The following is a 25,049-nucleotide window of genomic DNA, read 5'->3' on the forward strand; positions in this document are numbered from 1 at the left end:
CCTCGGAATTCGTTGGCAGCATTCTTCACATAGTTCCTGAGGAAGACCTCAGCTTTGTTTCAACTCTCATAACACTTCTGATGCTCCTGCACGCCGTTCTCTCGACTTTTGCCATCAAAATAATGGATGGCGGGAGGCTGATGTCCGGGCTTGTTCACACTGTCGGCATGATGTGGGTCGCCGCTATAAGCGGTTACGTCAGCCACATTGCGATATCATCGCTGCTCAATATGGGTGTTTAGTTTGTATCTGCGTGTAATTATTTTATTTCCCTCAGTATTTAATCATCATCATTAGGACAATGTTTTTGTATTATACGGATGATTGTTATGATGGGTGATGTATGGTGATCACGTCACCGCACATTCTGACCATAGATCCGCACATTTTGAGGAGCATTAACAAAAGTGCACTGAGAAGAAAAGTTCTCTTCTACCTTTACAACATATATCCGAATTATGATTACCTCGCGAACATTTCGCGGATGATACGCAGCGACCCGTCGAACGTTCTCGGTTGCTTGAGGGGAATGGGTAACAGGTACAACGGGTCAAGTTCGCTCATCGAACTCGGTCTCGTGGAGGTGGTGGAGCGGGAAGGGTTTAAATACTATCGAATCACAAATCTGGGAAGACAGGTTGTTGAGTACGTGAAGAAGGTTTACGGTGAGGTCTGAATGGTTCGGGAAACCGACATCGACAGGTACATGGACTTTTTCTACGGGTACATGGTACTGAAAGCGTACGTTTTCAAGCTAAGGCTTGTTGAGGAGTACCCTAACCAGCATTACCTGAATCGCTGGAGGTCCTTCCTCTCTCGGACGGATTTCGGCGACCTCCTTGACAGGGCGTGCACGCACATGAGGCAGGAGATCGATGGCAGGATTCTTGACATTCTCGATACCATGGAGAGGGCATCATATTACGCGCTCATACACCCGGAACACCCTAACATAACCCTCGGGTTCGTGAAGGATGCGGACCTCTGGAATCTGTGGCTCGAAACCGGCATCTACAGGTATGTGAGGGACTTTGTCAGCGAGGTCACTGGAATTGGACCGGGAGACAGGGTCGTTGACTTCGGGTGTGGCAGCGCGTCCCCCCAGTACTACGCGGAACTCGTGGGCAGCAGCGGGTTTTATGCCGGCGTGGACTACTCCAGGTCGCTGATTAAAATCGCGGAAAAGAACTGCTTTGAGAACGGACTGAGTGACAGGGTCAGGCTCATTCAGAATTATGCTGAAAGCAAGCTTGAGTTCAGCAGAGAGTACGATGTTGCTATACTCTCGTCGATACTCGAGTACTCAGATCCTAAGGCGGTGCTGAAAAACGCGCTGAACGCGATAGGTAACGAGGGACTCATAGTGGTGTTTTCCGAGCTGTTTTCTGACATCGAACCGGATAGAAGGGAACTTTTCGAGCTCTACTACTCCCTGATAGCGAATTTCAGGGAATTTCCGTCGGTGGAACTCATCAGGAGTGAGCTCGACAGGACCGGAGTTCCGTACACCATGAAGAAATACGGAAAGCACGTGATTGTTGTTGAGGTTTCCGGCTGAGACTGCCGTCAGCGTGACCCGGGTTTTAAAAAAGTTTAAATACCGCCCTCCATCATGCGTTCTCAGGTGATAGCCATGGCAGAGGAGGCAGTAGTGTTTGTGGGTTCAAAGCCGGTTATGAACTACGTGCTTGCGACACTCACGCAGCTGAACGAGGGTGCGAGCAAGGTCGTGATAAAGGCGAGGGGTAAGGCGATAAGCAGGGCTGTCGATGTCGCAGAAATCGTCAGGAACAGGTTCATGCCAAACGTCAAGCTCGGAAGCATAAAGATAGACACTGAGGAGCTTGAGAGCGAGCAGGGCAGGATCGTGAACGTTTCCACGATCGAAATCGAGCTAGTCAAGGAGTAATTCTCTCACTTATTTTCTATCCAAATTCTCTTCTGGCTTTCAGTACCTTCGCTTCTCCGCAGTCTTTTCGCTGGTTTTGCTCCTTTTCATGTGCATACCGGAAGTTTTTTAAATCGGTATTACTTTCACTCGGAATGTTGTTAATAAATAACAAGGAGGTGCTTGAAAGATGCATATTCCAGACGGTTTCCTCGACATGAGCATAGCAGGAATTATGTGGGTTCTGACACTCGCCGTGCTGGGGTACTCCCTCAAGAGGCTGTCGGAGGAGAAGGTAAACACACCCATGCTCGGTGTCGTTGCTGCGGCAATATTCGCGGCCCAGATGCTTAACTGGCCCATTCCGGGAGGAACTTCTGCACACTTCGTCGGTGGGGGGCTTGCAGGAATACTCCTCGGTCCGTATGCTGGCAGCATCGCGATGGCATCTGTTCTCGTTGTTCAGGCACTGATATACGGCGATGGCGGCATTGTTGCTCTCGGCGCGAATCTGTGGAACATGGCGGTTGTGAACGTCTTTGTGGGCTGGTATGCGTACAGGGCCCTTGAGAGGGTTAACAGATCTCTGGCAGCTTTTGTTGCAGGCTGGCTCGGCATAACACTCGCGGCGATGTTCGCAGGGCTTGAGATTGGCCTGTCCACGGCGTTCAAGTACAACGCGGTCGTTGCCACGTCGGCAATGGGCTTCTGGCACGGCATTCTTGGAATCATTGAGGGGCTGATCACCGCCGGCATAGTCACCTACGTGTACTCCCAGAGACCGGAGCTTGAGGTCAGAGAGGTCAGCAAGACGCCGCTCGTCGTTATTGCAGTAATGATCCTGCTCTCTCCGGTGTTCGCGTACCTTGCAGAGCTGGTAAACTACGCGGAACCGCTCGAGAATGTTGCCGAGGAGATGGGGCTGCACGACGCTCAGGCGTACACGGGAATATTCCCCGACTACACGATTCCTGGTCTCAACGACTACCTCGGCACCCTGATCTCCGGGGCGATAGGAGTGGCAATCTTTTTGTCCGTAGCGATGATGAGGAGACATGCACCTGCTGATTGAGAAGACCGTCAGAGATGCCACCGAGTACTTCCACAATTTTTTCATCCACGAGTACACAAAAAGGACGTACCTGCATGATGTGGATCCGGCGGTAAAGCTCGTGGGAACGGTTATTTTTATAGTTCTCTCAATCTCCACGTTCGAGTTTGCCAGGGTCGCTCTGATTCTCGCCGCAACGTACTTCCTCGCCTTTAATACTGGATTGAGCGTCAGGCTGCTGGCGAAGAGGAGCTCTCTCTTTACAGTCTTCTCGTTCATAATAGTGCTTCCGGTCTCGATATACGAGCGCAATCTGTTCTACGCGGTGATCTTCCCCATGAGGGTTTTTGCATCCATTTCGGCGCTGCAGCTTTTCATTCTGACCACGAAGTTTAACGAGGCGATGTACGCACTGAAGAGGTTGAGGGTGCCCGGCGTTATGCTCGATGTGGTCTGGCTGACCTACAGGTACACGGTTGTGATGTTCAGGGACCTGCTCGACATCATGATTGCGAGGGAATCCAGGAGGCTGGAGAAGGGGAGCCACCTTGAGACGATACGGAACGGCGGGAAGTCTCTTGGACTCTTCTTCCTGAGAAGCTTCGAGAAGGCCGAGATGCTCGAGATGGCGATGAACTCGAGGGGTAGGGAGATAGTTTATTCCGGGGAGTACAGCAGGGGTTACTTTTATCTCGTCTACGTTCTGGCAATAGCTGGATGGTGGGTGATGCTGTGATTGTTGGCGAGGACATATCCTACATTTATCCGGACGGCACTCTCGGATTCAGCAGGCTCAGCATTGAAATAGGGAGGGGAGAGAAGCTGGCCCTCCTCGGTCCCAACGGCAGCGGTAAAAGCACGCTCATGCATGTCCTGTCTGGTCTGCTGAAGCCCACAACCGGGAAGGTTTACATTGACGGCGTGGAGATCGGGAAGGTCGTGGACACGATCAGGAGGAGGGTAGGCTTCGTCTTTCAGGATCCCGACATCTTTCTCTTCAACCCGAGTGTCGAGGATGAGCTTAAGTACTCACTTCTCCAGCTCGGAATTGACAGGAACGAGATCGCGAGGAGGGTAGAGGAGGTTGCAGGCGAGTTCGGGCTCGAAAAGGTGCTGAGCAAACCACCGTTCAGACTCAGCGGTGGTGAGAAGAAGAGAGTGGAAATCGCCAGTGTGCTGATTTATCAGCCAGAAATTCTGTTCCTCGACGAACCCACTGCCAACGTTGATGGGAAAACCAGGAGAAAGATCGTGAGCATTCTGAGGGATTATCCCGGGACAATGATTCTCTCAACACACGAGATTGATATAGTGGAAAAACTTGCCGAGAGGGTGGTCGTGATGGGTCTCGATAAGAGGATAGTTTACGACGGTGGCCTCGAGGTGCTCGACGACACGTCATTTCTTGAGGAAGTAGGGGTGATCTGACTTTGTGAACTCCCTGAGAAAAGATGTGGCGAAGCAACCCTTTGGCAGGAAGAACCTGAACACAACCCTCCCATTTTCGGTGTGGTAATCGAGTCCCGCAAAGTCGAACGGGATTTCTGCGACTCTGAAAGAGCCTTTGGACGAGAATTCTGGAAACTCTCCCCTGAAATCCGACAGCGAAACTCCCTCTGAGTCCAGAATGTCCTTCAGTCTCTCACCGCTCCAGCCGGCAAGCTCAGTCCGGTACCCGGGCAGGGGAAGGGCGAGGTAAGCGTACCCACTCTCGCTAAGGAATCTGACCCTTCTGTAGTTGAATTCAGTTACCCTGCCAAACTCCTCTGCGTTCACGATGTATCTTTCCACAGCCATCCTGTAGTCCGCGTGGTCATTAACGTCGATCTCCCTCAGCGTCCCGAACTCCTCTATTCTGCTGGAGAGCAGCAGGTTGAACAGGTATGACTGGTAGGCGTGAACGAACATGAGCTTGAGACTCTTCGGCAGCGACAGAAGGGCCTCGAGTTCACTTTTACCCTCTCTCAGCTTCTGGAGAAGAGTTCTCTCGTAGATGAGGTGTTTCGGCAGCTCCCTCAGACCGGTTACCGGATCTCTCTCGTTCCACAGGTCCTCTCTGATCCTGTAGACTTCGCGATCTTCAAGCTCTGATGGCTTAGCGACGTAGGTCCAGAAGGCCTCTTCGTAGTTTTTGAGGATTATGTGCTTTCCGACCTCATGGGTTATCAGCCTGAGGGTTCCGAACCTCTGAAGTCCGAAGAAGTTGGGCACTCCCCTCTCCCTTAGCTCGTCCGCAATCCTTCCAACCCTTTCCGGGTGCCTGACGTCATCGACCGTGACCGTGAACAGGTTACCTACAAGATCGCCGAGGTCGATTTTCCTGTTCGTCCTGCCGACGATCTCGATGGTTGCATCCTTCAGCCTCACCTCTGAGAGCCTCCTCTCGACCCTCTCGTCCGCGTTTGAGATGGTGAAATACTGGACCGTGATCGCCCTCTTGTCCTTGGTGCCGGCGAACCCTATCCTCTTTCTGCTTATGCCGAGGACATTCGAGAGAACCCTTACAAAGTTCAGGGTTTCCCAGTTCCTCTTTTCGACCCTTATCAGAAGGTGGTTTCCTGATTCCGAGACCCTCGCGCTCAGGACCTCCTCCACTCTGAAGTGCTCGTCTTTTTCCTTTATCCTCCCTCCAATTCCGGGGGTGGACGTGATGAACGTCCTGATTCCCGCGTTCCTCTCAATCTCCACCAAAGAAGGCGTCGAGCGTGAGGTTCTTCCCCTTTCTGACATGCTTTTCCTTCCCGGTTTCTTTTTTATCCTCTTCCTCAGGCTTCACCTTCTCTTCCTCGCGACCCTCCCTGTCCTCCGACGCTCTAACTTCTTCAGCATCGCTTTTTTCCCCAAATCCTGCGAGGAAGCTCTCGTCTTCAACTCTGTGGAGCCTGTGGGTTTCGACGTACTCGTGAATCTCTCTCGCCCTCCCCTCACCGACAATGAACTCGAGCTCTTCGAGGTCGAACGTGTAAAACGCCGCCACCTTTGCAGCTGCATCAACCTCGAGCCTTTCGAGAAGGACCTTTAAGTAGGGGAAGAATTCAATGGCCTTCCTCGCAGACATGTGGGAGTACTTCCCGATCTTCCTCAGAACTCTGCGGTACATCTCTCTCCTGCTCCTGGCGTATGCGAGCTTCTGCCAGACGGATGGTGGTCGATACCTCGTGAACCCCCTCGCGGTCTCGCTCTTGGCCTGCTGAACACCTGTGGTCATCAGATAGGTTGCGTACTTCCACAGTCTGTAAAACTGCCTCTTCCTGACCCTCCCGAGGAAAACATCTGCCCTGGACAGAACTCTGTACGCATCGTAGAGGACGTCGTCTCTGTACTCGAGGGGCAGGTTCTCGTCAACCCACATTATGAGGTCATCGGGACTCTCGTCGAGCAGCATCGCGTCTCCATGTGCGGGAATTTTCGTCTTGAATATCTTCTGCATGACCTTGAAAACGTCCGTTTCCTGCGTTCTCTTGCCAACAACCACGTCTTCTGGTTTTATTACCTCCCTGCCCTCAGCAACCGCCTGCAGGTCGTTGATTGCCGCCCTGAGATCGCCACCTGCATTTTCGGCTATCAGCTTTAGCACCTCTCTGTCGCACTTTATCCCCTCGCTCAGGCAGATTCTTTCGAGAACCTTGACGACCTGGTTTTTGTTCAGCCGTTTGAACGTGATCATCACGGTGTTTTTCCTCAGCTCCGGGGAGAGGTTGTAAGGCTCGTTTGCGATGAGAATCATCGGCTGCGGGGGTTTCTTGCGAATGATCTTCAGCAGTGCGGACTCTCCACCGACGTCCTCCTTTTTGTGGATGTTGTCGACCTCGTCAAGTATTATCAGCTTCAGCCTCCCCTCTCTCGACGTGAGGAACTCACCATCATCGCTGATGGTTTCGTTGAACGCACCTTCTCCAACTATTCTGTAAATCACGTTCCAGCTTCTCTGGTCACTGGCGTTGAGCTCAACTGCCTCCCACCCCATCGTGTTCGCGAGGGCAACGGCAAGGGAGGTCTTTCCAACCCCCGGAGGTCCGGCGAGGAGCAGAGGTTTCTGCCTTACTCCCTTCTTCCAGCCTTCCGCCCACTTAAGAACGTTCTGGATCACCGTTTTGTCCGCCACTACGTCTTTAATCGTCCTTGGCCTGTACTTTTCGACCCACAGCATTCAGACAAAGTGGTGTCACCGGACATTATAAGAGTTTGCACTCACTCGACGGAAACATTTATCTGATATTTGAGCAATTGTTCAAATATGGGAAAGAATAACCCTCCGGTGTGCAGGGGCGGGATGCCCGGCGAGTATCTCGAGGAGGTCCTTTCAACGCTCCCTCCTGATGAGGTGGTGGTTGAGCTGGCAGAATTTCTGGAGGCCTTTGCCGACTCCACCCGGATCAAGATACTGATAGCCCTGTCGAAGCACGAGCTGTGCACCTGCGACCTGTCTGCAGTCACAGGCCTTTCAGTTTCTGCAATTTCTCACCAGCTGAGGGTACTGAGGGATAAAAAGATCGTCAAGTACAGGAGGGAGGGTAGAAACGTGTATTACAGCCTGGATGATGAGCATGTCGCGAGCATCCTGGACATCGCCATGAGGCACATAGGTGAGGTGAGAAAGGCGTGAAAAAGTACAGGCTGCGAAACCTGGACTGTGCGAGCTGCGCCGCAAAAATAGAGGAGGAGCTGAAAAAAGAGGGCTTTGAGTACGTTTCGGTGAACTTCGCGACCAAGGAAATGACGGTGAAGGGTGACGCGGAGAAGGCAAAGGAGATAGTCAAACGGGTTGAGCCGGACATCGTAATCGAAGAGGACAACGGCAGTCTTCAGGATGCTGGCGATGGCGAGAATGCGCTGGAACGCGCATACTTCATAATTCCGGCCATCGTGCTGTTCAGCGCCGGCATCATCCTGAGGTACTACTATGGCCTTGACAACTACGCAGTATTCGGGCTGTTCGTTGTCAGTTACCTCCTGGTCGGATGGAGAGTCCTGAGAAATGCCCTGGTAAATACCGTTCGTGGCAACGTGTTCGACGAGAACTTTCTGATCGCCATTGCCACCCTCGGAGCGTTCGCCATCAGGGAGTACCCCGAAGCTGTTGGCGTCATGCTCTTCTACGTTGTCGGAGAGTTCCTCCAGGATCTTGCCGTAAACAGGTCAAGACGCTCCATAAAATCGCTTCTTGCCTTGAAAGCAGAGTATGCAAATCTTGTAACTGACGGTGGTACGGTCAGGGTCAGGCCGGAAGAGCTGAGGGTTGGAGATATCATCCTCATAAAGCCCGGGGAGAGGGTACCGGTGGATGGGGGGATCATAGATGGTGAATCGACCGTTGACACCTCTGCGCTTACGGGTGAGAGCGTCCCGAGGAGCGTTAAGGCGGGTGACGAGATTCTCTCCGGAATGCTCAACCTGTCTGGGCTTCTGAAGGTGAGGGTTACTAAGGAGCTCAGTGAATCGACGATCTCGAGGGTGCTGGAGCTCGTTGAGAACGCTGCTTCGAGGAAGGCGAAAACCGAAAAGTTCATCACGAAGTTTGCCAGGTACTACACACCCGTCGTCGTGGGACTTGCCGTTTTGATTGCAGTCATACCACCGCTCGTTACCGGAGATCCATTCTCGAAGTGGATTTACAGGGCTCTGGTTCTCCTCGTCATCTCGTGCCCGTGTGCACTCGTTCTCTCAATACCCCTCGGCTACTTTGGAGGCATTGGAAGGGCAGCGAAGGACGGGATACTCGTCAAGGGATCCAACTTCCTCGACGCACTTAGCAGGGCAGCGATCGTCGCCTTCGACAAGACGGGAACACTGACGAAGGGCGTGTTCAGGGTTACGAGGGTTGAGACGAGGAACGGATTTACGGGTGACGAGATAGTCAAATTCGCTGCCATGGCAGAGGCACACTCGAGTCACCCAATTGCGAGGGCAATAATCGAGGCCTTCGGCGGGAACGTTGATGCAGATGATGTGAGTGAGTTCGAGGAGATCTCAGGACACGGTGTGAGGGCGAGGGTAAACGGTGTGGAGGTGATGGTCGGCAACGACAGACTCTTGCACAAGTTCGGCATTGAGCACGACACATGCCACGTCGATGGGACGGTTGCCCACGTGATCGTAAACAGAACCTATGCCGGTTACCTGATCATATCCGACGAAATAAAGGAGGACTCGATTCAGGCGGTGCAGGAGCTGAGGAGGCTCGGGGTAAGAAAGGTCGTGATGGTTACCGGAGACAGCGAGAACGTTGCTGCGAGGGTGGCGGAGGAGATTGGCCTGGATGAGTACTACGCCGAGCTACTGCCCGAGGACAAGGTCAGGGTGATAGAGGAGCTCGAGAAAAACAAGGCTCCTGATGAGACGATAGTCTTCGTCGGTGATGGTATAAACGACGCGCCAGTGCTGGCAAGGGCGGACGTTGGAGTGGCGATGGGTGCGCTCGGGAGCGACGCAGCCATTGAGACTGCAGACGTGGTCATAATGGACGACAGCCCGTCCAAGCTGCCTGCATGCATTAAGACTGCGAGGAAAACAAGGAGGGTCGTCTGGCAGAACATAGTGCTCGCCCTTGGAGTGAAGCTGACCTTCATAGGCTTGGGGATTGCAGGGGATGCGACGATGTGGGAGGCCGTGTTTGCCGACGTTGGCGTTGCGCTCATAGCGGTGTTCAACTCAATGAGGATACTCAGGTAGACGTTTCAACATTTTTTTCTTTCTTTGCATTTTCATGTATTTACTGCGTTAAATTTATATGTTTTACAATTGGCGTAAGAGACATGCCCTATCAGTTTGACTATTCAGAGTTCAAGAGGAAGAAGCTGGAGAACAGGGACGAGAACTACGAGTACTACTGCAGGTGCGATTACGAGGGGTTCATGGAGCTGTTCACTGACGAGGAGCTGAAGGAGCTTTCAAACTTTCTAAGAATTCTGGGAAACCCTCTCAGACTGCAGATCCTGAAAATTCTCACACACACCGAGATGTGCGTCTGTGCGATCTCCGAGATCCTCGGACAGCAGCAGACTCTCGTGAGCCACCACCTGAGCAAGCTGAAGGCTGCAGGTGTCGTGGAGGAGAGGCAGAACGGCAAGTTCAGGATATACTCAATCAAGGACAAAAGAGTAAAACAGATCCTCGAGACACTTGTTAATGGACGCTGACTTGTTTTTCTGTGAGAAGTGTGGAAGGCTGAAGAGCAGGTGCATATGCTCGAAAAAGTCGGTAAGGCAGAGGAACCTCGAGCTGTTTGAACGTCTGTGCAGAGACGAATCCCTCAAACCTGTTTTTGAGACAGATCACGAGGTCGTTTACTTTTTTAGGGTTCTGGGCGGGGATCTGGAGAGGCACGACGTTAGAGGTCTTCCGGTGGATACCTCGCTGATACAGGCGATGCTCCGACGGGGAATTCGCGAACTCTACAGCTTTCAGAAATTTGCGATTGAGAAAATCCTTTCTGGCAGAGACACGGTAATAGTCGCACCGACCGGAACGGGAAAGACTGAGGCGTTTCTCATACCCGTTCTCGAGATGCTCAGAAGTGGTGGAAAGGGAATCCTGTTTTACCCGACGAAGGCGCTCGCGAGAGACCAGCTCGAGAAGATAAGGTATTACTCCAGCGCTGTCGGTGTCAGAGTTGCAAGGTTTGACGGGGACAGCGATTACGGGGAGAGGAGAGATGTCCTGTACGGGAGGGCAGACCTGATCCTCACGAACCCCGACATGGTGGACTATCACCTGAGAAACACACCGGAGTTCAGAGAGTTCGTTGAGCAAACGAGGATAATGGTCTTTGATGAGCTTCACAGCTACTCCGGATTCATCGGGTCCAACATACACTGGCTCATGAAGAGGCTGTACAGGTTTTCAAACCCGCAGATTGTTGCAAGCTCGGCGACGATCGCCAACCCATCTGAGTTCGCGAAGCTGCTCTTTGACAGGGACTTCGACGTGGTGAGGTTCGATGAGTCAACGGGGGAGAAGAACGTGGTCATGGTGTACGGAAACCTCTACACTGTGATAAGAGATCTGGTTTTCAGACTGAGAGATAAAAAGGTGCTGATATTTGGAAACAGCTACAGGAGCGTTGAGACGATAGCCTGGATCCTCGAGAAGGAGGGCGTGCGGACCGGGGTTCACAAGGCAGGACTTCCGAAGAAGGTCAGGGAGAGAGTCGAAAAGGACTTCAGAGATGGGAGGCTGAGGGTGCTGGTCTCCACTTCCACCCTCGAGCTGGGCATAGACATAGGGGATGTGGATGTCGTGATAAGTGAGCTCGTCCCCTACCCGTACTTCGTTCAGAGAATGGGCAGGTCGGGAAGGCGAAGCGGAAGGAGCGTTGGTATAGTCGTTCTGAGGGATGGGGACTCCATCGCGAGCTACTACAGAAGGCACCCGGAGGAGTACTTCATGGAGCGGCTTTACTGCTACGCGGAACGGGACAACGAGGTTGTGAAGCGACACCACGTGCTCTCCATGGCGCGAGAGACACCACTGCTGAAGGGCGAGATCGAGGATGATGTGCTGAGCGCCCTCCTGAAGGAGGGCAGGCTGATAGATGCCGGTGACTTCTACATAGCAGGCACGCCTCACGAGCAATTCAGCATGAGGGGCGCCGGAAGGGCCGTCAGGATGGTCTGTGACGGCAGGGTCATAGGTGAGAGAGCACTGCCTGTCGCGATCAGGGAACTTCACCCGGGTGCACTCGTCATTCACAACCGCAGGAAGTACAGGGTGGTGGATCTTGACATAACCCGCATGGAGGCCCACCTCGAAGAGCACGATTCTGTCGAGACGAGTTCGCCGCTCTACACGGCCATACCGTCCGTCAAAAGGGTGATAGAGGTAAAGCAGGACCCCATTGAAATGCTCTACTGCGACCTCGAGATAACCATTTTCGTCACGGGATACGTTCTGAGAAATCCGTACGACGACAGATCTCTGAAAACCCACCATCTTGACAGGCCGGTCAGCTACACGTTTTCGACTAAGGGCTTCCTGTTCGCCAGCCCGTTTCCTGAAGAGAGGGATTTCGAGGATTTCTATGCTGGCTCGTTTCATGCTCTCGAACACGTGCTGATAGAGGCGAGCGACGGGATAACCGGAGGAGGAAGCGCCTACATGGGTGGGATCTCAACTCCGGACGGCCACATATTCGTCTACGACTCGAGCGAGGGTGGAAACGGCGTGAGCAGGCTGCTGTATGACAGGATCGAGAGGGCTCTGGAAATTGCCGTAGACGTCATGGAGGGCTGCGATTGCAACAGGACTGACGGCTGTCCGAGGTGCACGTACAGTTACAGCTGCGGTAACAACAACCAGCCGCTCAACAGGATTGGTGGGGCCGATGCGGCCAGAAAAATCCTCTCTGGAAAGAAGAGAAAGCCCAACCTGCTCCAGTTCGAGGAGGTGAGGGACTTCGTCTACTACCCGTGAGCCCCAAAAAATTTGGGGAATAACTTACTGCTCACCCTCACTTTCCGGCCCGAAGGCCGATTCGTATACGAGCTCTATCACGTCCATCACTGCCATTCTGCTGTCGAGCTTCTCCATCTTCACTCCATCCTCGAGCATTATCATGCAGAACGGACACGCGACAGCCAGGACGTCCGCGCCGGTCTCTCCTGCTTCCCTGGCCCTGATGTTGTTTGGCCTGTCGTCTCCGGGGTACTCCCTCACAAGATTTCCACCACCGCCACCGCAGCAGAACGCCCTCTCCCTGTTCCTGGGCATCTCAACGAGCTCAACCCCCGGTATTGCTCTCAGGATCTCCCTTGGAAGCTCGTACATTCCGTTGTATCTGCCGAGGTAGCATGGATCGTGGAAGGTGACCTTTCTGTTCACCGGGTGTTTCAGCTTCAGCCTTCCATCCCTTATGGCCTCGTGTATTATCTCGAGGATAAACTTTGCCTCAATGTTTTCATACTCGTTCCTGAACGTGTTGTAGCAGTGTGGAGATGTGGCGAACAGCTTCTCGACACCGTACTTTTCGAATACTGCCGTGTTCTCCTCCCTGAGTACCTGGAAAAGACCCTCTTCTCCAACTCTCCTGACGTCGTTTCCACAGCATCCCTCCTCCCTTCCAAGTATCGCGTAGCTAACGCCGATCTCGTCGAGAATGCGCACGAGCTTCCTCGTGACCTCCTTGTTCCTGCTGTCGAAGGCGTGTCCGCAGCCCACCCACCAGAGCCACTCGAACTCCGAATCCTTCGCTCTCGGGACTTCAAGGTCCTTGGCCCACGCGTCCCTCTTGTACTTCGCCTCTCCCCACGGGTTCTTCTGCTTCTGGATGTTGGTCAGGAAGTCTCTGATGTCCGGAGGAGCCTCGCCACTCTCCACTATCCCCCTCCTCATCTCTCCGATTATCTCCATCTGCTCTATGTAAACGGGGCACATCTCCATGCACGCCCTGCAGGTCGTGCAGGCCCAAACGGCCTCCATGTCGAGAACGTTGTCAAGGAGAAGGACATCATCACTCCTGGGTCTGCCGAGCATGTCGAAACTCTCGTCGAGCGTTTTTCGCAGGTTCTGCATCAGAAACATCGGTGAGAGACTCGTTCCTGAATTGGAAGCAGGGCACATGTCCTGACATCTTCCGCACCTCATGCAGGCGAGACTCGAGAGCATGTCCCTCCACTGCAGGTCCCTCGGCTCTATCGCTCCCATGTACTCCTCATCCTCGACGCTTCTCGCAGCAGCCCCCCTTTCGCTCCTCGTCAGTATGTTGAGCGGTGCCGCTATGACGTGGGCGAGCTTCGTGTATGGTATCAGGGCTATGAACATCAATGCAAGCAGTGAGTGCAGGCTCCAGAGGGTTCGATAGGCTGCAAGGTCGTACGGGACGAGTTTCGATAGCGCCTCCCCTATAATGGCTGTGTACGCAGGCATTCCGCTCGCAAGTCTCAGCGCCTCGACGAAGAACCCGAGAACAGTTATGGTGAGGAGAAGTACGAGAACGGCTCCATCATCTCTCGCGTGTGGCCATACCTTTGCAAACCTGCTCGGCCTCGCTACATATCTGTTGTACGCCGCTATGATGAGTCCGGCGAGCAGAGCCAGACCAGCGAGATCCATCAGCGCTTCGTGGACGAGGTAGAATGTGCCCCTGAAAAAGGACGAGTTTATGTCAGCGGCAATCGTGAGAACGAGGGTGCCGATGGTGAGGACAATGAAGCCCCAGAGAATGAGCATGTGCATCACTCCGATCTCTGCCTCCCGCACGTACAGTCTGACGAATGCGAAGCCGTCTCTCAGCATGTACCACATTCTCTTCCCGAAGTTGTTTAGCCTGTCCTCGTCGTTTCTCCCGGTTTGGAGGATCCTGTACCACCTGTACACTCCGATAAGGAATATAATCGTTGCAATCAGAAACAGCGTGTAGTGCAGGTAGTACGGCAGTGATTTCCCAATTCCCCAGAGCAGTTCCCTTGTTGGAGTTGCCAAAGCAATCACCTCCCTCAGATTCAACGAACCGGAAATTTACTGAAAGGTAAGTGTACAAATATTAATAATTTTCTCTTTAAAATGGCCAAAAAGCCCGGAGACGGGAAATTTTTAAAAATGACGAAATTTGTAAGGATTTTTAATTAAAAATCACTCCTCCACCAGGACGGCGTTTATGATGCCCTCCTGACCGGGGCGGTTTGTGACAATCGCCCTGCCGACAGATGTCTCAATCACCGCGCCCTTGGTTATCACGTTCCTCCTTGCGAAGTGGATGTGTGCCCTGTTCTCCACGACTGTCTTTATCTCGGCCTTGACCGTCTTCTTCTGCGAGGGGATGTAAACGTTCGCGTACCTGTCCCTGAAGAGCCTGATCTTGTAGTTTCCGCCCCTTACCCTGATTTTCTTTATTTTTCTCTCCCCTATGAGCGTTTCTATGTACTCCCTACCAAGCTCGTACTTCCTCTTCTTTCTGAACCTTCTGTAAAGCTTTCCCGTATACTTCCTCTTGCTCCTTCCCTGCCAGATCACAGTGACACCTCCTGCTGAACCGAAAGCTGAGTCTATTTAAATAGTTTATGCCCCCTGCTCGTACCTCCTGACGAAAATGTCCGGGTATGCGAGCGGCGTAATCTGGTACTGCATCAGGACGCCTATCAGGTCTCCCCTGAGTATCTCACCGTCCATGGGTGATAGCACGATTGCCGCGTCCACAACCCTGTCCTCCTCAACAAAGGACTGCCTCTCGAACTCGACGTCAACTGTCAGACCGTACGCATGACCCCTCCCACCCATGGGCTGGAGAATGGAGCCTGCCGGAACGTCAATCTTCTCTATTTCGATCCTTTCTGGAATGTTTGCCGAGACCTTCTTCGTCTCAGCGGCTATTATTGGTTTCAGGTATCCGATTGAGCTTCGCCTGAAGACAAATGGCCTGTGCTCGAACCTGACTCTCTTTACGGATTTGCCTTCCCTTACGAGGACATTTCCCTCTGTTTTTTCCGTAAGAAACGGCGTCAGTCTCGCCACCATCTCCCCAACGCCGACAGCATAGACGTTGAGCACCCCGATGACGTCCCCCCTTCGCACCTCTCCCTCGTCGGTTGGCATTAGCAGTGCGTGTGTAACTATCCGCTTCTCCTCTATTTTTCTCGGTTTCCCTGGTGAGAGTATTTCGAGAACTGTTCCAAGTGGAGTTCTGTAGCCGTACAGCGGGACCGGGATCGTGTTGGGTGGCAGCTCTAAGGGTCTGATCTTTATCAGCCTCCCGTCTCCAGGTACGAGCTTCGCATCCTCGTCGGCGATCATCATTCTCCACTCTCCGAGGTTCCACCTGGAGTACCATGTTTCTCTGAACGTCGCCCTCTCCCTTCTGACCTCTCCACCCTCTCTGTAGGTTAGGTTCGCTGAGATTTCCTCAAGTCTCGGTTTTATGCCCGGTGGTCTTATGAACTCCTGTTCTTCAGGGTTTCCGACGTTTATGGGGTAGACCTTAACTATTCCGACGAGGTCTCCCTTTTCAACCACTCCGTCATCTATGGCGTAGAAGTACACGTGGTTGATGACCCTCGTTTCCTCTATCTTCTTTATTCTTTCCGGAACGCTGTCCACTGTCGTTCCGCAGGCGTGCCTGATTATTGAGAGGGGTGCAACCGTGCTCTTGGGTGGCAGGTGGACGCTCTTCACTCTTATGATCTCGAGAGTGTTTTTTCTCACCTTTTTGGACTCATCTGCGACGAGGGCCTTCCAGTAAGCCTGACCTGCGCTCTTGAATGAAACGTTTCTGAATGAGAGTTCAGCTCTTTCCGTGATCCTCTTTTCGACGTCTCTGAAGTAGGCAATTCCGCATCGCATGCATATTCTTAACAATTAAATGTCATAAATTTTACTGGCTTTTGATGGAGCTGAATTTAAATACCATACCGTCGAACTCGGCGGTGGCGATGATGACAGGGCCCCGCTGAACGCGATGATGAGGGTCTTGAGTGCTGAGCCATCCTAAATGCTTAATAATTTTGAAAAAGCTTTATATTTGTGGTAACGCAGTTAACACCATGGACAAAGGAGGAAAAATCAAGCTCATTATCGGACTCTCGCTGATTGCGTTTTCCGTGCTGGTTATCGTGTCATTCAACCAGGGTATAAGTCCGTACCTAACCGTAAGCCAGGTTGTCGAAAAGGGCTATGCGGAAAACGTTCAGGTGAACGGGACAATCGTTCCGAACTCGACCGTCTACTACTACGAGAACAATACGAGAATTTTCAAGCTCACGGACGGTAAAAGCACAATCGTGGTGAGGTACTCTGGAGCCGTGAGCAACTATCAGGAGGGGATACCCGCGGTCGTGAAGGGTGATTACAAAAACGGTGTCTTCTACGCTGAAGAGCTCCTGCTGAAATGTCCGAGCAAGTACGAGGTGGGTGAGAACAAAGAGGTGAGCTGATGGACATTGGGTACGTTCTGCTCGTACTTGCTTTTTTTGTCAGCCTCTTTTCTGCCATTTCGTTTTACGTGTCTATCATGACGAGGGGCAGAAAGGCCGGAAGGTACGCCCTTAACGGTGAGAGAGCTGTTTACGCATACACGCTCCTTGTCGCGCTTGCTTACCTCCTGCTGACGTATTACTTCCTGGTGAGGGACTTCAACGTTTTTTACGTCTACAGCTATTCAGACACTCACCTCAGCCTCGCCTACACCATCAGCGCGGTCTGGGCTGGCAGAGAGGGGTCACTTTTGCTGTGGGTGCTGTTCGTTTCCTTGCTGAACGTACTCTATCTCAGAGTCGAGCGCAAGGACAGGATGTCCGCGTTAACCCTTTCCATCTCAAGCGCTGTCACTGCCTTCTTTCTCATAGTTTTGCTGACGTTTTCCAACCCCTTCTACAGGTGGGAGTACTTCCCCCACGAGGGTTACGGACTCAACCCCCTCCTCAGAACTCCGGAAATGGCACTCCACCCACCCGCGGTGTTTCTGGGTTACGCAGGTGCAACGATACCGTTCGCCCTCGCAGTTGCATCCGCTTACCTCAGGGAAGAGGGGTGGCACATAAGAGCACGGCTCTGGGCACTGATCTCCTGGCTGTTCCTCACCATCGGAATATTTCTCGGTGCCTGGTGGGCATACAGGACACTCGGATGGGGTGGCTTCTGGGCGTGGGATCCCGTGGAAAACGCGTCTCTCCTTCCCTGGCTCACTGTAACAGGACTCCTGCACGGGATAATGAGGAGAAAGCAGTTCGCCTCCTGGAACTACTGGCTTGCGTACGTTTCTTTTGCCCTCGTGGTCCTCGCGACATTCATCACTAGGAGTGGAGTCATAGAGAGCGTCCACGCCTTCGGTGAGAATCCGGAGGGGTGGCTTTACCTTATACTGATAGCAGCGACGGGAATTCTCAGTGCGTACGTTTACACTAAGCGCAGGGAAGTCTTCCCGTCAGAGGGGTACGGCATAAAGAGCAGGGACTTCATGATCTTCCTCAACCTGCTGATACTCATTCTGGCCACAGTTACAGTCCTCGTCGGGACGATAACTCCCTCCATCCTCGAAAACGTCGCGGTTGACAGGAGCTATTACGACAGGGTGGAAACTCCACTGGCGATAGCTCTCACAGCACTCATTGGGGTCTGCGTTTCGGTCGGCTGGGTGATGGATCCTGAGAGGACAAGGAAGCTGCTCCTGACATCCATTCCGGTGGGTATAGCTGCGCTGGGGTTGACGTACGTCCTTTCCGGCATGTTCTTCGTGGCACTGGCTGCCGGGATAGCCGCGTTTTCACTGGTAAATCACCTGCTTACGTTCTCTCCGCAGGACCTTAAGAACGCGAGGAAGGTGGGTGGATACCTCGTCCACGTTGGGGTGCTCCTGATCTCCATCGGTGTTGCCGGCTCGTGGATGTACGACGAGGTTTACCAGCACGTGTCCATAGGCATACACGACAACCAGGCGGTCATCAACTCCAAGCACTTCGGGCAGATTACGCTCGAGCTCGTGGATCTAAGCCAGGTGGACAGGCCGGAGATGACTGAGGTGGTCGCAAAGATAAACGTCTACAGGAACGGAGAGTATGTCGGTACCGCGACGCCGTCAACCAAGTTTTACAACCTCATGCGGGAGGACAGGGTGGTGAGTGGCATAGACATAATCGCGACGCCCTTCAAGGACTACTACATAGCCATGAGCGGATTCTCTCAGAGTCAGGTTTTCCTCGAGGTCCACCTCATACCCCTCGTATCTCTCGTCTGGATCGGGTCGGCCTTCATGATGGCCGGTGGAACGCTGGCCATTGTCATGAGAGTGAGGAATAATTAAGGATATTTTATACCTTTTTACATGCTATTTTTCGCCAAAAAGTATTTTAACGCGGGATTTTAATCTTTCAGCATGAAGCCAGAAGGTCTTCTGATGATTCCGGGCCCTGTGAAACTGCACGAGAGGATAATAAACGCGATGGCAAAACAGATGATAGGCCACAGGAGCGGGGACTTTGAGGAGGTTTTTGAGTACTGCATAACCGCAATAAAGCCCCTTTTCGGGACAAAGGGGGATGTCGCGATCATTTCGGGTAGCGGTACCGCTGGAATGGAGGCGGCAATAGCATCATTCTCAAGGGTTGAAAGGATCACATGCATTGACAACGGCAAGTTCGGTGAGAGGTTTGCGAAGATTGCGAGGAGGTACACCGAGGTCGATCACCTCAGGTTCGAGTGGGGTACGAGCATAGACCTGGACAGGGTGGAGGACTCACTTGCAAACGGAAGCGAAGCCGTTGCTTTTGTTCACAACGAGACCTCAACGGGAATACTGAACCCCGCGAAGGAAATTGCCAGGATTGCGAAGGAATACGACGCGCTGGTGATAATGGACGGAATTACGAGTGTTGGCGGTGATGAGGTGAGGATGGACGAGTGGGGTGTGGATGTGGCAATTGTTGGCTCGCAGAAGTGCCTCGGCGCCCCTCCCGGGCTGGCTGCTGTTGCGGTGAACGAGAGCGCCTGGGATTTCTACAACGAAAACGTTCCTCTCTACCTCGACCTGAAGGCGTATGTTAAGAAGGCCGCTGACAATCAGACACCCTACACCCCGGCCGTCCCGCTGTTCCTCGCCCTTGCTGAGGCACTCAGGATCATCGAGGAGGAGGGCATCGAAAACAGAATTGATAGGCACAGGAAGCTTGCAGATGCCACGAGAAGGTGGGTAGAGTCTGCTGGGCTGGAGATGTTCCCTGAGCTGAACGAGCACTCCCGCTACTCCAATACCGTGACGGCCGTTAAAATGCCGGAGGGGATCACGGACAAGGAGCTCAGGGGGACGCTCAGGGAGGAGTACGGGATAACGATCTCCGGCGGGCAGGAGCATCTGAAGGGGAAGATATTCAGAATAGGGCACATGGGCAACGTCAGCAAGAGGGACCTTCTCGCCACACTCGCTGCGATAGAGGAGATACTCCTCAGGAAAAAGGCGATAAGGCCAGCAATACACGAGGCAATGGAGGCACTCAGATGAAAATCGGGATAGTCGACACGACGTTTTCCAGAATCAACATGGGTGACATCGCCATAGACGAGCTCAGAAACTATGCCGGGGTAAGGTACGTGAGGAGGACGGTTCCCGGGATAAAGGACCTTCCTGTTGAGGCAAAGAAGCTGATAGAGGAAGAGGACTGCGACATCGTCATAACTCTCGGCTGGGTCGGGAGGGCTGAGAAGGATGCGCTCAGCTACATCGCCCTCTCGGTGGGAAAGATAATTGCCGAGCTCATGACCAACAGGCACATCATCGACGTCACGATCCATGAGGATGAAGCCGAGGACGAGAAGACTCTGCTGAGAGTGGCGGAGAACAGGGTAAGGGAGCACGTGAGAAATGCGGTCGATCTGATCAGGAATCCGGAGAGACTCGTGAAACAGGCGGGCACGGGACAGAGGCAGGGTTACGAGGACGTGGGTCCGATACAGAGGTAAGATCAACCTTTTTATTTTTGGAAATATCATTTCACTGTGGAGTGCGTGGTCTGCTCCCGTCAGAGGCCTTCGAGTGCAATCCCGGTATGTCCTGAGTGTGCGAAGAGCAGTGGATGGGTCGCGGAGAAAATCCACGAGGGTCTCGATGCTCTGGGAAAGGGTAGCTGCGTCCTGTGCTCAAACAGATGCGGGATAGCAGGTGGGCTGTGCGGGGTCAGGGGTAAAATCAGTTCAACTCGCTCCATGCAGCACTCCTACCTCGACCCGCTGCCGACAAACTGCTGCAACTCCTGGTTCTGCAGGGGCTCGGAGCTCGCGGGATTCAACCTCGCGGTGTTTTACTACGGCTGCAATTTCGACTGTCTCTACTGCCAGAACTGGGAACACATGTTTACGGATAGCGCTCCGTCGGTCGGGATTGATGACGTGCTCAGAAGGGCACTCGACCCACGGGTAAGGTGCATATGTCACTTTGGAGGGTCTCCTGAGCCTCAAATGCCGTTTGCCCTGAAATTGAGTGAGAAAATTCTCGATTTGCGGGAGGATGTCATGATATGCTGGGAGTGGAACGGCGCAGGGAACAGGGAGCTCGTCATGAGGGCAGGCAGGTTATCTTTTGTGAGCGGAGGGACTGTCAAGTTTGACCTGAAGGCCTGGAGCCCTGACCTGCATTTGATCCTAACCGGGAGGAGCAACAGGGATGTTCTGAAAAACTTTGAGTCAGTCTTCAGCAGGTATCCCGAGGTTCTCTCAGCCGCAACACTCCTCGTTCCCTACTACGTTGACGCCAGTGAGGTTGACGGAATAGCGTCGTTCATATCCTCTCTCGACGATGAGATTCCCTATTCGCTGCTGGTCTTTTACCCGGAATACAGGCTGAGGGACCTGCCTGTCACTCCCCGAAGCCAGGTTATCGAGTGCCTGAAGGCGGCGAAAAAGCACCTGAAGAACGTCCACGTCGGGAACGCACACCTGCTCGGCAGACTGTGATGTAAAAAGAACGCTGTCAACCTTCGAAGTGGACAGTAGCGGTTTTAGGAGTTTTGCCCTTCCTCAGGTAGTGGTACTCCGCGTACGTCAGTGGCTGCCCCTCTCCCAGCACATCTGCCTCGACAACTTCACCCACGAACAGCGTGTGTGTGCCAACGCTCATCTCACCGATCACCTCTGCCTCGATGTATGCGATCGCGTGCTCTCTCACGACTGGCGCTCCGGTCTTTCCCCAGAAGAAGTCCACACCGTCGAACTTATCGAAGTCCCTTCCGCTTCTGAATCCGAACCTCCCTATGAACTTCATGTCCGTATCCTTCCCGAGAACCGATACGGAGAAAACTCCCGACTTTGAGACGTATTCGTGGGTGAGGTTCTGCCTGTTCAGGCAAACCGCAACCTTCACGGGTTCGGAGGTCACCTGAAAGACCGTGTTCGCTATCTGGCCGTTTGGCCTACCATCCCTGTGGCTCGAGACGATGTACAGACCGTAGCTTATCCTGTAAAGAGCTTCCGGGTTCATGAAAAAATAGGGGATTGCAAAATATAAAAGGGGTTTGGTTCAGTACGGCAGCGAGTCAATGAACCTGAGCCTTTTCGGAATCGGTGGGTGTGTGGACATGAACTCCTGGAGCGGAGAGACCTCTGCTCTCTTGAGTGCCTCTATGTCTCTCATCGAAACGTACGGGTTTGCGACGGCATTGACGAAAGCGTAGAGAAACAGGGTCTTGAAGCTGCTGTCCTGTATGTCCGCATACGCACTCGGAGCTCTGAAGTAGAACGCGTGAATCTTCGCGAGTGAAATCTGCATGGGGAGCTTGCCGGCAACCCTCACACCCTCGGTGTCTGCATAGTACTCCCTGAGCCTGCTGAAGGCAAGAACGAGGATCTGGACGACGAAGCTCGCTATCACTGCCGCTATCCCTATGATTGCAATCTGCTTTCCGTTCCTGTCGTCTCTCAGCGCCGAGTGAACCATTGCGTAGCCCAGGTAGAATATCACCGAAGGCAGGAGACCGAGCAGGAGCATCACGGCCGAATCTCTGTGTTTGTGGTGGCCTATTTCGTGCCCGACGACTGCGAGGAGCTCCTCCCTCGAGAGCATGTTGATCAGTGAGTCGGATACGGCGACGAACCTGCCTGTGAGGAAGTTTCCGTATGCGAAGGCGTTTGGAGGGGACCTGACCACCATCGCCCTGAACTTCCTCCTCTCCCCGAGCCTCATCGCCGCCTCATCGACAACGGACTGCAGTTCAGGGTTCGGCTTCGCACCGTACATCATGTTGATCATGTACGGCGACGCGAGGTACATCAGGAAGTTGATTATCAGCAGGAATGCAATCAGGCCTGTAAATCCGGCCGAAATTCCCGCGTAGATCAGGATCGCGTAGAGTATCGTTGCACTTATGCCCAGTATCAGGAACGCGAGCAGGAGCATTGAGGTGTAGAGCGAAAACCTGCCCGCCACCCTGCCGGCTACCTTTGGCGCCACGAATCCCGCGAGCAGGAACATCACCATGTATCCCGCGACGGCCAACATCATGTATACCGGGTCGAATATCAGGAACATGTTTTAAGTTAATACCGTCACGGTTTAAAATCGTTATCCCACGATGTTTTCGGGACACACCTTCAGAATTCCTTTTCAGTGGTTTGAACCATGTTTGTCCGTGAAGTTCGGCGGAGTGGATGTGGGTGCTCATAAACATGCGTTCGCGATTGTTGATGGCAGGAGGGCGAGGGTTGTTGACAGCCTGGATGACGTAATCGCAGCAGGTGTTGCCGCAGTTGGTATCGACGCACCCCTTTCCCTGCCCCAGAGCGGAGCTTTCAGGGAGTGTGAAAGAAAATTGCTGAAAATGGGGATAAGGCTGTTCCCTTCCGGAGCCATGTTCTTCAGGAGGATAGCTGTCAGGGGGATGGAGATCGCGGAACTCCTTCGAGCCAGCGGTATCGAGGTTTACGAGGTTTACCCCTTCGCGAGCAGGGTCGTTCTCGGTATTGAGCCTGAGGCCGACAAGAGGACGAAGGCTGGATTGCAGAGGATAGTAGCCTCTCTCGGTAGGTACGTGGACCTGGAGGGAGGTGTAAGAACTCACGACGATGTAGACGCGATCATTTCTGCCCTGACCGTCATGCTCTACAAGAGTGGCAGGGGTAGGCTCGTGGAGGGCAGGGATGGAAGAATAGTTATTCCAGATCCAGCCTTTAAAAAATTTTAGGGAGATAGATTATATCTCAAAGTTCAGCGTGTTCAGCTCCTGCACTGCCTTTTCCAGGTCCTGGATCTGGTTCAGCTCGGTCATCACGTCCTTGAATGTGTCGTTGATGTCTGTGGTCAGGTTCTCGACGCTCGTCTCACTCTGAGTCTGAGTGGGTGTGGGGGTGGGTGTGGTCTCTGCAACCTTGCTGGCTTCCTTCTGAGCGCATCCGAATAGGACGAGCGCTGCGAGCAGGAGCACAACCATCGCGACCCTTCTCATCTCCTGTCACCCCCTTACGTGGTTGAGTTCGTAACCGTCTCGTTTACTGGTGTTGCGGTGGGTGTTGCAGTTGTGCCTGTAGTCATGTTTCCACCTGCGGGCATTACTTCGCTCATCTCTCTCATTCTTTCAGCGTACTCCTTGAAAACATCCCTGAGCTCGTCCATGGAATCGCTGAATACGTCTTTTGCCTCATGGTACGCGTCTTTGCCTTCCTCGTACTCCTCTTTCGCCAGTTCGTATGTTGGTGCTGTTATTGCATTGTCAAAGTGCTGCAGGGCCACGGCAATCTCTGCCTTGGCTTTAGCGAGTCCATCGAGGTATTCTTGATAGGCTTCCCGTATGTCTTCTGTTTCGATGCCAAGCTCTTCAAGTTTCGAGATCTTGTCCTCGATAACCCATGACCTCTCTTCGGCCTTCTCTATGACCTCCTCAAACTTCAGCGCGACGACCTTGGCCACCATGGCCTGTATTTTTATTCTCGTCAGCTCCCACTCTTCTTTGAATGCATTAACGTTGTTTCTGAGTTCCTCGGGCGTGGTAGAGTTGTTTATCGTTGCCTTCCATTCCTCCAAGTTCGCCTTCAGCTGCTCGATCTCGCTCAGTAGCTCGGCAGTCGTGTTGTCGCTGAGGTTCATCGCGATTATCTTTGCCTCAAGCAGCTCGATGTGTGCGTAGGCAAACCCTATTCCATCCACCACAAACCCCTTGGCATACCTGAACACCTCAGGATCACCGAGACCTCTGTGTTTAATCATCTCGTAGTATTCCTTTTCCTCCTCATATCTCTCCCTGTATCTCTCTTTCATTTCCTTGATGTGCTCTTCCCTCTCCATCAATCTCTCTCTGTATTCCTTCATTTTCTCAAGCCTTTCTTCGTGCCTCTCCTCGTATCTCTCCATCATTCTCTCTCTGTTTTCCTCTGCGATATCTTTCCTGTGCTCGTCGTCATCCTCATCATCGTCGTAGCCACGCATACCCGGTGTGTTGGGCATGTATGTTGCATTGCCTGTTCCATTCATTGACTGGTTCATGTACTCGGTCTGATTCATGTACATCATGTGGTGATCACTGTCGTCATCCATCATTCCGCCATTGGCCGTGACAAGTGCTGGTAACAGCGCGAGCACCGCCAGAGCCGCAAACATCTCATACCATCTCATGGCACATCACCACTACAAGCTTTCTCGTTTGAAAATATATGGATACTTTTTTATCCAAGTTACAAATTACCGCCCTAAGGTTTATTAAACTTTAC

General features: G+C 53.0%; 25 protein-coding genes and 1 pseudogene. 17 read left to right on the top strand and 9 right to left on the bottom strand.

Annotation, left to right across the window (positions count from 1 at the left end; all coding sequences use genetic code 11):
* From ACXJJC_RS06430 to ACXJJC_RS06460, 7 genes and pseudogenes are all read left to right on the top strand, one after another.
* A pseudogene (locus ACXJJC_RS06430) lies at positions 1-242 on the top strand (hypothetical protein); the annotation flags it as partial.
* A 101-nt stretch (positions 243-343) separates the two neighbouring features.
* Complete coding sequence (locus tag ACXJJC_RS06435; RefSeq protein ID WP_456370310.1) at positions 344-676, top strand: helix-turn-helix domain-containing protein; 333 nt, start codon at positions 344-346, stop codon at positions 674-676.
* Entirely contained in the window at positions 677-1,558 is an 882-nt protein-coding gene (locus tag ACXJJC_RS06440) for a methyltransferase domain-containing protein (RefSeq protein ID WP_456370312.1), read from the top strand. It abuts the gene before it with no gap.
* 75 nt (positions 1,559-1,633) lie between these two features.
* Complete coding sequence (gene albA, locus ACXJJC_RS06445) at positions 1,634-1,909, top strand: DNA-binding protein Alba (RefSeq protein ID WP_456370350.1); 276 nt, start codon at positions 1,634-1,636, stop codon at positions 1,907-1,909.
* Positions 1,910-2,078: 169 nt separating this feature from the next.
* Positions 2,079-2,960 (top strand): energy-coupling factor ABC transporter permease, encoded by an 882-nt coding sequence (locus ACXJJC_RS06450; RefSeq protein ID WP_456370313.1) that lies wholly within the window; start codon positions 2,079-2,081, stop codon positions 2,958-2,960.
* Positions 2,944-3,675, top strand: a complete 732-nt coding sequence (gene cbiQ / locus ACXJJC_RS06455) for a cobalt ECF transporter T component CbiQ (RefSeq protein ID WP_456370315.1) — start codon at positions 2,944-2,946, stop codon at positions 3,673-3,675. The genes ACXJJC_RS06450 and cbiQ overlap by 17 nt, the downstream gene beginning before the upstream one ends.
* Positions 3,657-4,367: an energy-coupling factor ABC transporter ATP-binding protein gene (locus ACXJJC_RS06460; protein ID WP_456370317.1), complete on the top strand. Its 711-nt coding sequence runs from the start codon at positions 3,657-3,659 to the stop codon at positions 4,365-4,367. The genes cbiQ and ACXJJC_RS06460 overlap by 19 nt, the downstream gene beginning before the upstream one ends.
* Here ACXJJC_RS06460 and truD read toward each other — a convergent pair.
* Both truD and ACXJJC_RS06470 read right to left on the bottom strand, forming a co-directional pair.
* Entirely contained in the window at positions 4,338-5,627 is a 1,290-nt protein-coding gene (gene truD / locus ACXJJC_RS06465; RefSeq protein ID WP_456370318.1) for a tRNA pseudouridine(13) synthase TruD, read from the bottom strand. The two genes, ACXJJC_RS06460 and truD, sit on opposite strands and share 30 nt — an antisense overlap.
* Entirely contained in the window at positions 5,617-7,089 is a 1,473-nt protein-coding gene (locus tag ACXJJC_RS06470; RefSeq protein ID WP_456370320.1) for a replication factor C large subunit, read from the bottom strand. The genes truD and ACXJJC_RS06470 overlap by 11 nt, the downstream gene beginning before the upstream one ends.
* A gap of 87 nt (positions 7,090-7,176) precedes the next feature.
* On the opposite strand from ACXJJC_RS06470, the gene ACXJJC_RS06475 reads away from it, so the two are divergent.
* The 4 genes from ACXJJC_RS06475 (at position 7,177) to ACXJJC_RS06490 (ending at position 12,350) form a co-directional block, all read left to right on the top strand.
* Positions 7,177-7,545 carry an ArsR/SmtB family transcription factor gene (locus ACXJJC_RS06475; RefSeq protein ID WP_456370322.1) on the top strand — a complete coding sequence of 123 codons (369 nt, stop codon included), beginning with the start codon at positions 7,177-7,179 and terminating at the stop codon, positions 7,543-7,545.
* On the top strand, positions 7,542-9,611 hold the full coding sequence (locus ACXJJC_RS06480; protein ID WP_456370324.1) for a heavy metal translocating P-type ATPase: 2,070 nt from the start codon (positions 7,542-7,544) through the stop codon (positions 9,609-9,611). The genes ACXJJC_RS06475 and ACXJJC_RS06480 overlap by 4 nt, the downstream gene beginning before the upstream one ends.
* Positions 9,612-9,694: 83 nt before the next feature.
* The gene (locus tag ACXJJC_RS06485) at positions 9,695-10,078 is read left to right on the top strand and encodes an ArsR/SmtB family transcription factor (protein ID WP_456370325.1); all 384 of its coding nucleotides are present in this window, start codon (positions 9,695-9,697) and stop codon (positions 10,076-10,078) included.
* A complete protein-coding gene (locus ACXJJC_RS06490; protein ID WP_456370326.1) occupies positions 10,068-12,350 on the top strand; it encodes a DEAD/DEAH box helicase in 2,283 nt (760 codons plus the stop codon). Before ACXJJC_RS06485 ends, ACXJJC_RS06490 begins: the two co-directional genes overlap by 11 nt.
* Before the next feature lie 24 nt (positions 12,351-12,374).
* Here ACXJJC_RS06490 and ACXJJC_RS06495 read toward each other — a convergent pair whose 3' ends face one another.
* From ACXJJC_RS06495 to ACXJJC_RS06505, 3 genes are all read right to left on the bottom strand, one after another.
* Positions 12,375-14,357: a (Fe-S)-binding protein gene (locus ACXJJC_RS06495; protein ID WP_456370328.1), complete on the bottom strand. Its 1,983-nt coding sequence runs from the start codon at positions 14,355-14,357 to the stop codon at positions 12,375-12,377.
* Positions 14,358-14,507: 150 nt separating this feature from the next.
* The gene (locus ACXJJC_RS06500; RefSeq protein ID WP_456370329.1) at positions 14,508-14,888 is read right to left on the bottom strand and encodes a 30S ribosomal protein S8e; all 381 of its coding nucleotides are present in this window, start codon (positions 14,886-14,888) and stop codon (positions 14,508-14,510) included.
* A 45-nt stretch (positions 14,889-14,933) separates the two neighbouring features.
* Complete coding sequence (locus ACXJJC_RS06505) at positions 14,934-16,211, bottom strand: DUF22 domain-containing protein (protein ID WP_456370331.1); 1,278 nt, start codon at positions 16,209-16,211, stop codon at positions 14,934-14,936.
* 200 nt (positions 16,212-16,411) lie between these two features.
* Between ACXJJC_RS06505 and ACXJJC_RS06510 the strand changes: the two genes are divergently transcribed.
* From ACXJJC_RS06510 to ACXJJC_RS06530, 5 genes are all read left to right on the top strand, one after another.
* Positions 16,412-16,801, top strand: a complete 390-nt coding sequence (locus ACXJJC_RS06510) for a cytochrome c maturation protein CcmE (protein WP_456370333.1) — start codon at positions 16,412-16,414, stop codon at positions 16,799-16,801.
* Positions 16,801-18,666 carry a heme lyase CcmF/NrfE family subunit gene (locus ACXJJC_RS06515; RefSeq protein ID WP_456370335.1) on the top strand — a complete coding sequence of 622 codons (1,866 nt, stop codon included), beginning with the start codon at positions 16,801-16,803 and terminating at the stop codon, positions 18,664-18,666. The genes ACXJJC_RS06510 and ACXJJC_RS06515 overlap by 1 nt, the downstream gene beginning before the upstream one ends.
* A 72-nt stretch (positions 18,667-18,738) precedes the next feature.
* On the top strand, positions 18,739-19,860 hold the full coding sequence (locus ACXJJC_RS06520) for a pyridoxal-phosphate-dependent aminotransferase family protein (protein ID WP_456370337.1): 1,122 nt from the start codon (positions 18,739-18,741) through the stop codon (positions 19,858-19,860).
* Positions 19,857-20,318 (top strand): riboflavin synthase, encoded by a 462-nt coding sequence (gene ribC / locus ACXJJC_RS06525; protein WP_456370338.1) that lies wholly within the window; start codon positions 19,857-19,859, stop codon positions 20,316-20,318. Before ACXJJC_RS06520 ends, ribC begins: the two co-directional genes overlap by 4 nt.
* Before the next feature lie 36 nt (positions 20,319-20,354).
* Positions 20,355-21,308 (top strand): radical SAM protein, encoded by a 954-nt coding sequence (locus ACXJJC_RS06530; RefSeq protein WP_456370340.1) that lies wholly within the window; start codon positions 20,355-20,357, stop codon positions 21,306-21,308.
* Positions 21,309-21,324: 16 nt separating this feature from the next.
* Here the strand turns inward: ACXJJC_RS06530 and ACXJJC_RS06535 are convergent, their stop codons facing one another.
* On the bottom strand, positions 21,325-21,831 hold the full coding sequence (locus ACXJJC_RS06535; protein ID WP_456370342.1) for a flavin reductase family protein: 507 nt from the start codon (positions 21,829-21,831) through the stop codon (positions 21,325-21,327).
* A 39-nt stretch (positions 21,832-21,870) separates the two neighbouring features.
* Positions 21,871-22,878, bottom strand: a complete 1,008-nt coding sequence (locus ACXJJC_RS06540) for a zinc metalloprotease HtpX (protein ID WP_456370344.1) — start codon at positions 22,876-22,878, stop codon at positions 21,871-21,873.
* Positions 22,879-22,978: 100 nt separating this feature from the next.
* On the opposite strand from ACXJJC_RS06540, the gene ACXJJC_RS06545 reads away from it, so the two are divergent.
* Positions 22,979-23,530: a DUF429 domain-containing protein gene (locus ACXJJC_RS06545; protein WP_456370346.1), complete on the top strand. Its 552-nt coding sequence runs from the start codon at positions 22,979-22,981 to the stop codon at positions 23,528-23,530.
* A gap of 9 nt (positions 23,531-23,539) precedes the next feature.
* On the opposite strand, the gene ACXJJC_RS06550 is transcribed toward ACXJJC_RS06545, so the two are convergent.
* Positions 23,540-23,791, bottom strand: coding sequence for a hypothetical protein (locus ACXJJC_RS06550; RefSeq protein ID WP_456370347.1), 252 nt, complete (start codon positions 23,789-23,791; stop codon positions 23,540-23,542).
* Between the two features lie 14 nt (positions 23,792-23,805).
* Complete coding sequence (locus tag ACXJJC_RS06555; protein ID WP_456370348.1) at positions 23,806-24,954, bottom strand: hypothetical protein; 1,149 nt, start codon at positions 24,952-24,954, stop codon at positions 23,806-23,808.
* Between the last annotated feature and the right edge of the window lie 95 nt (positions 24,955-25,049).

The sequence above is a fragment of the Geoglobus sp. genome, from assembly GCF_054018175.1.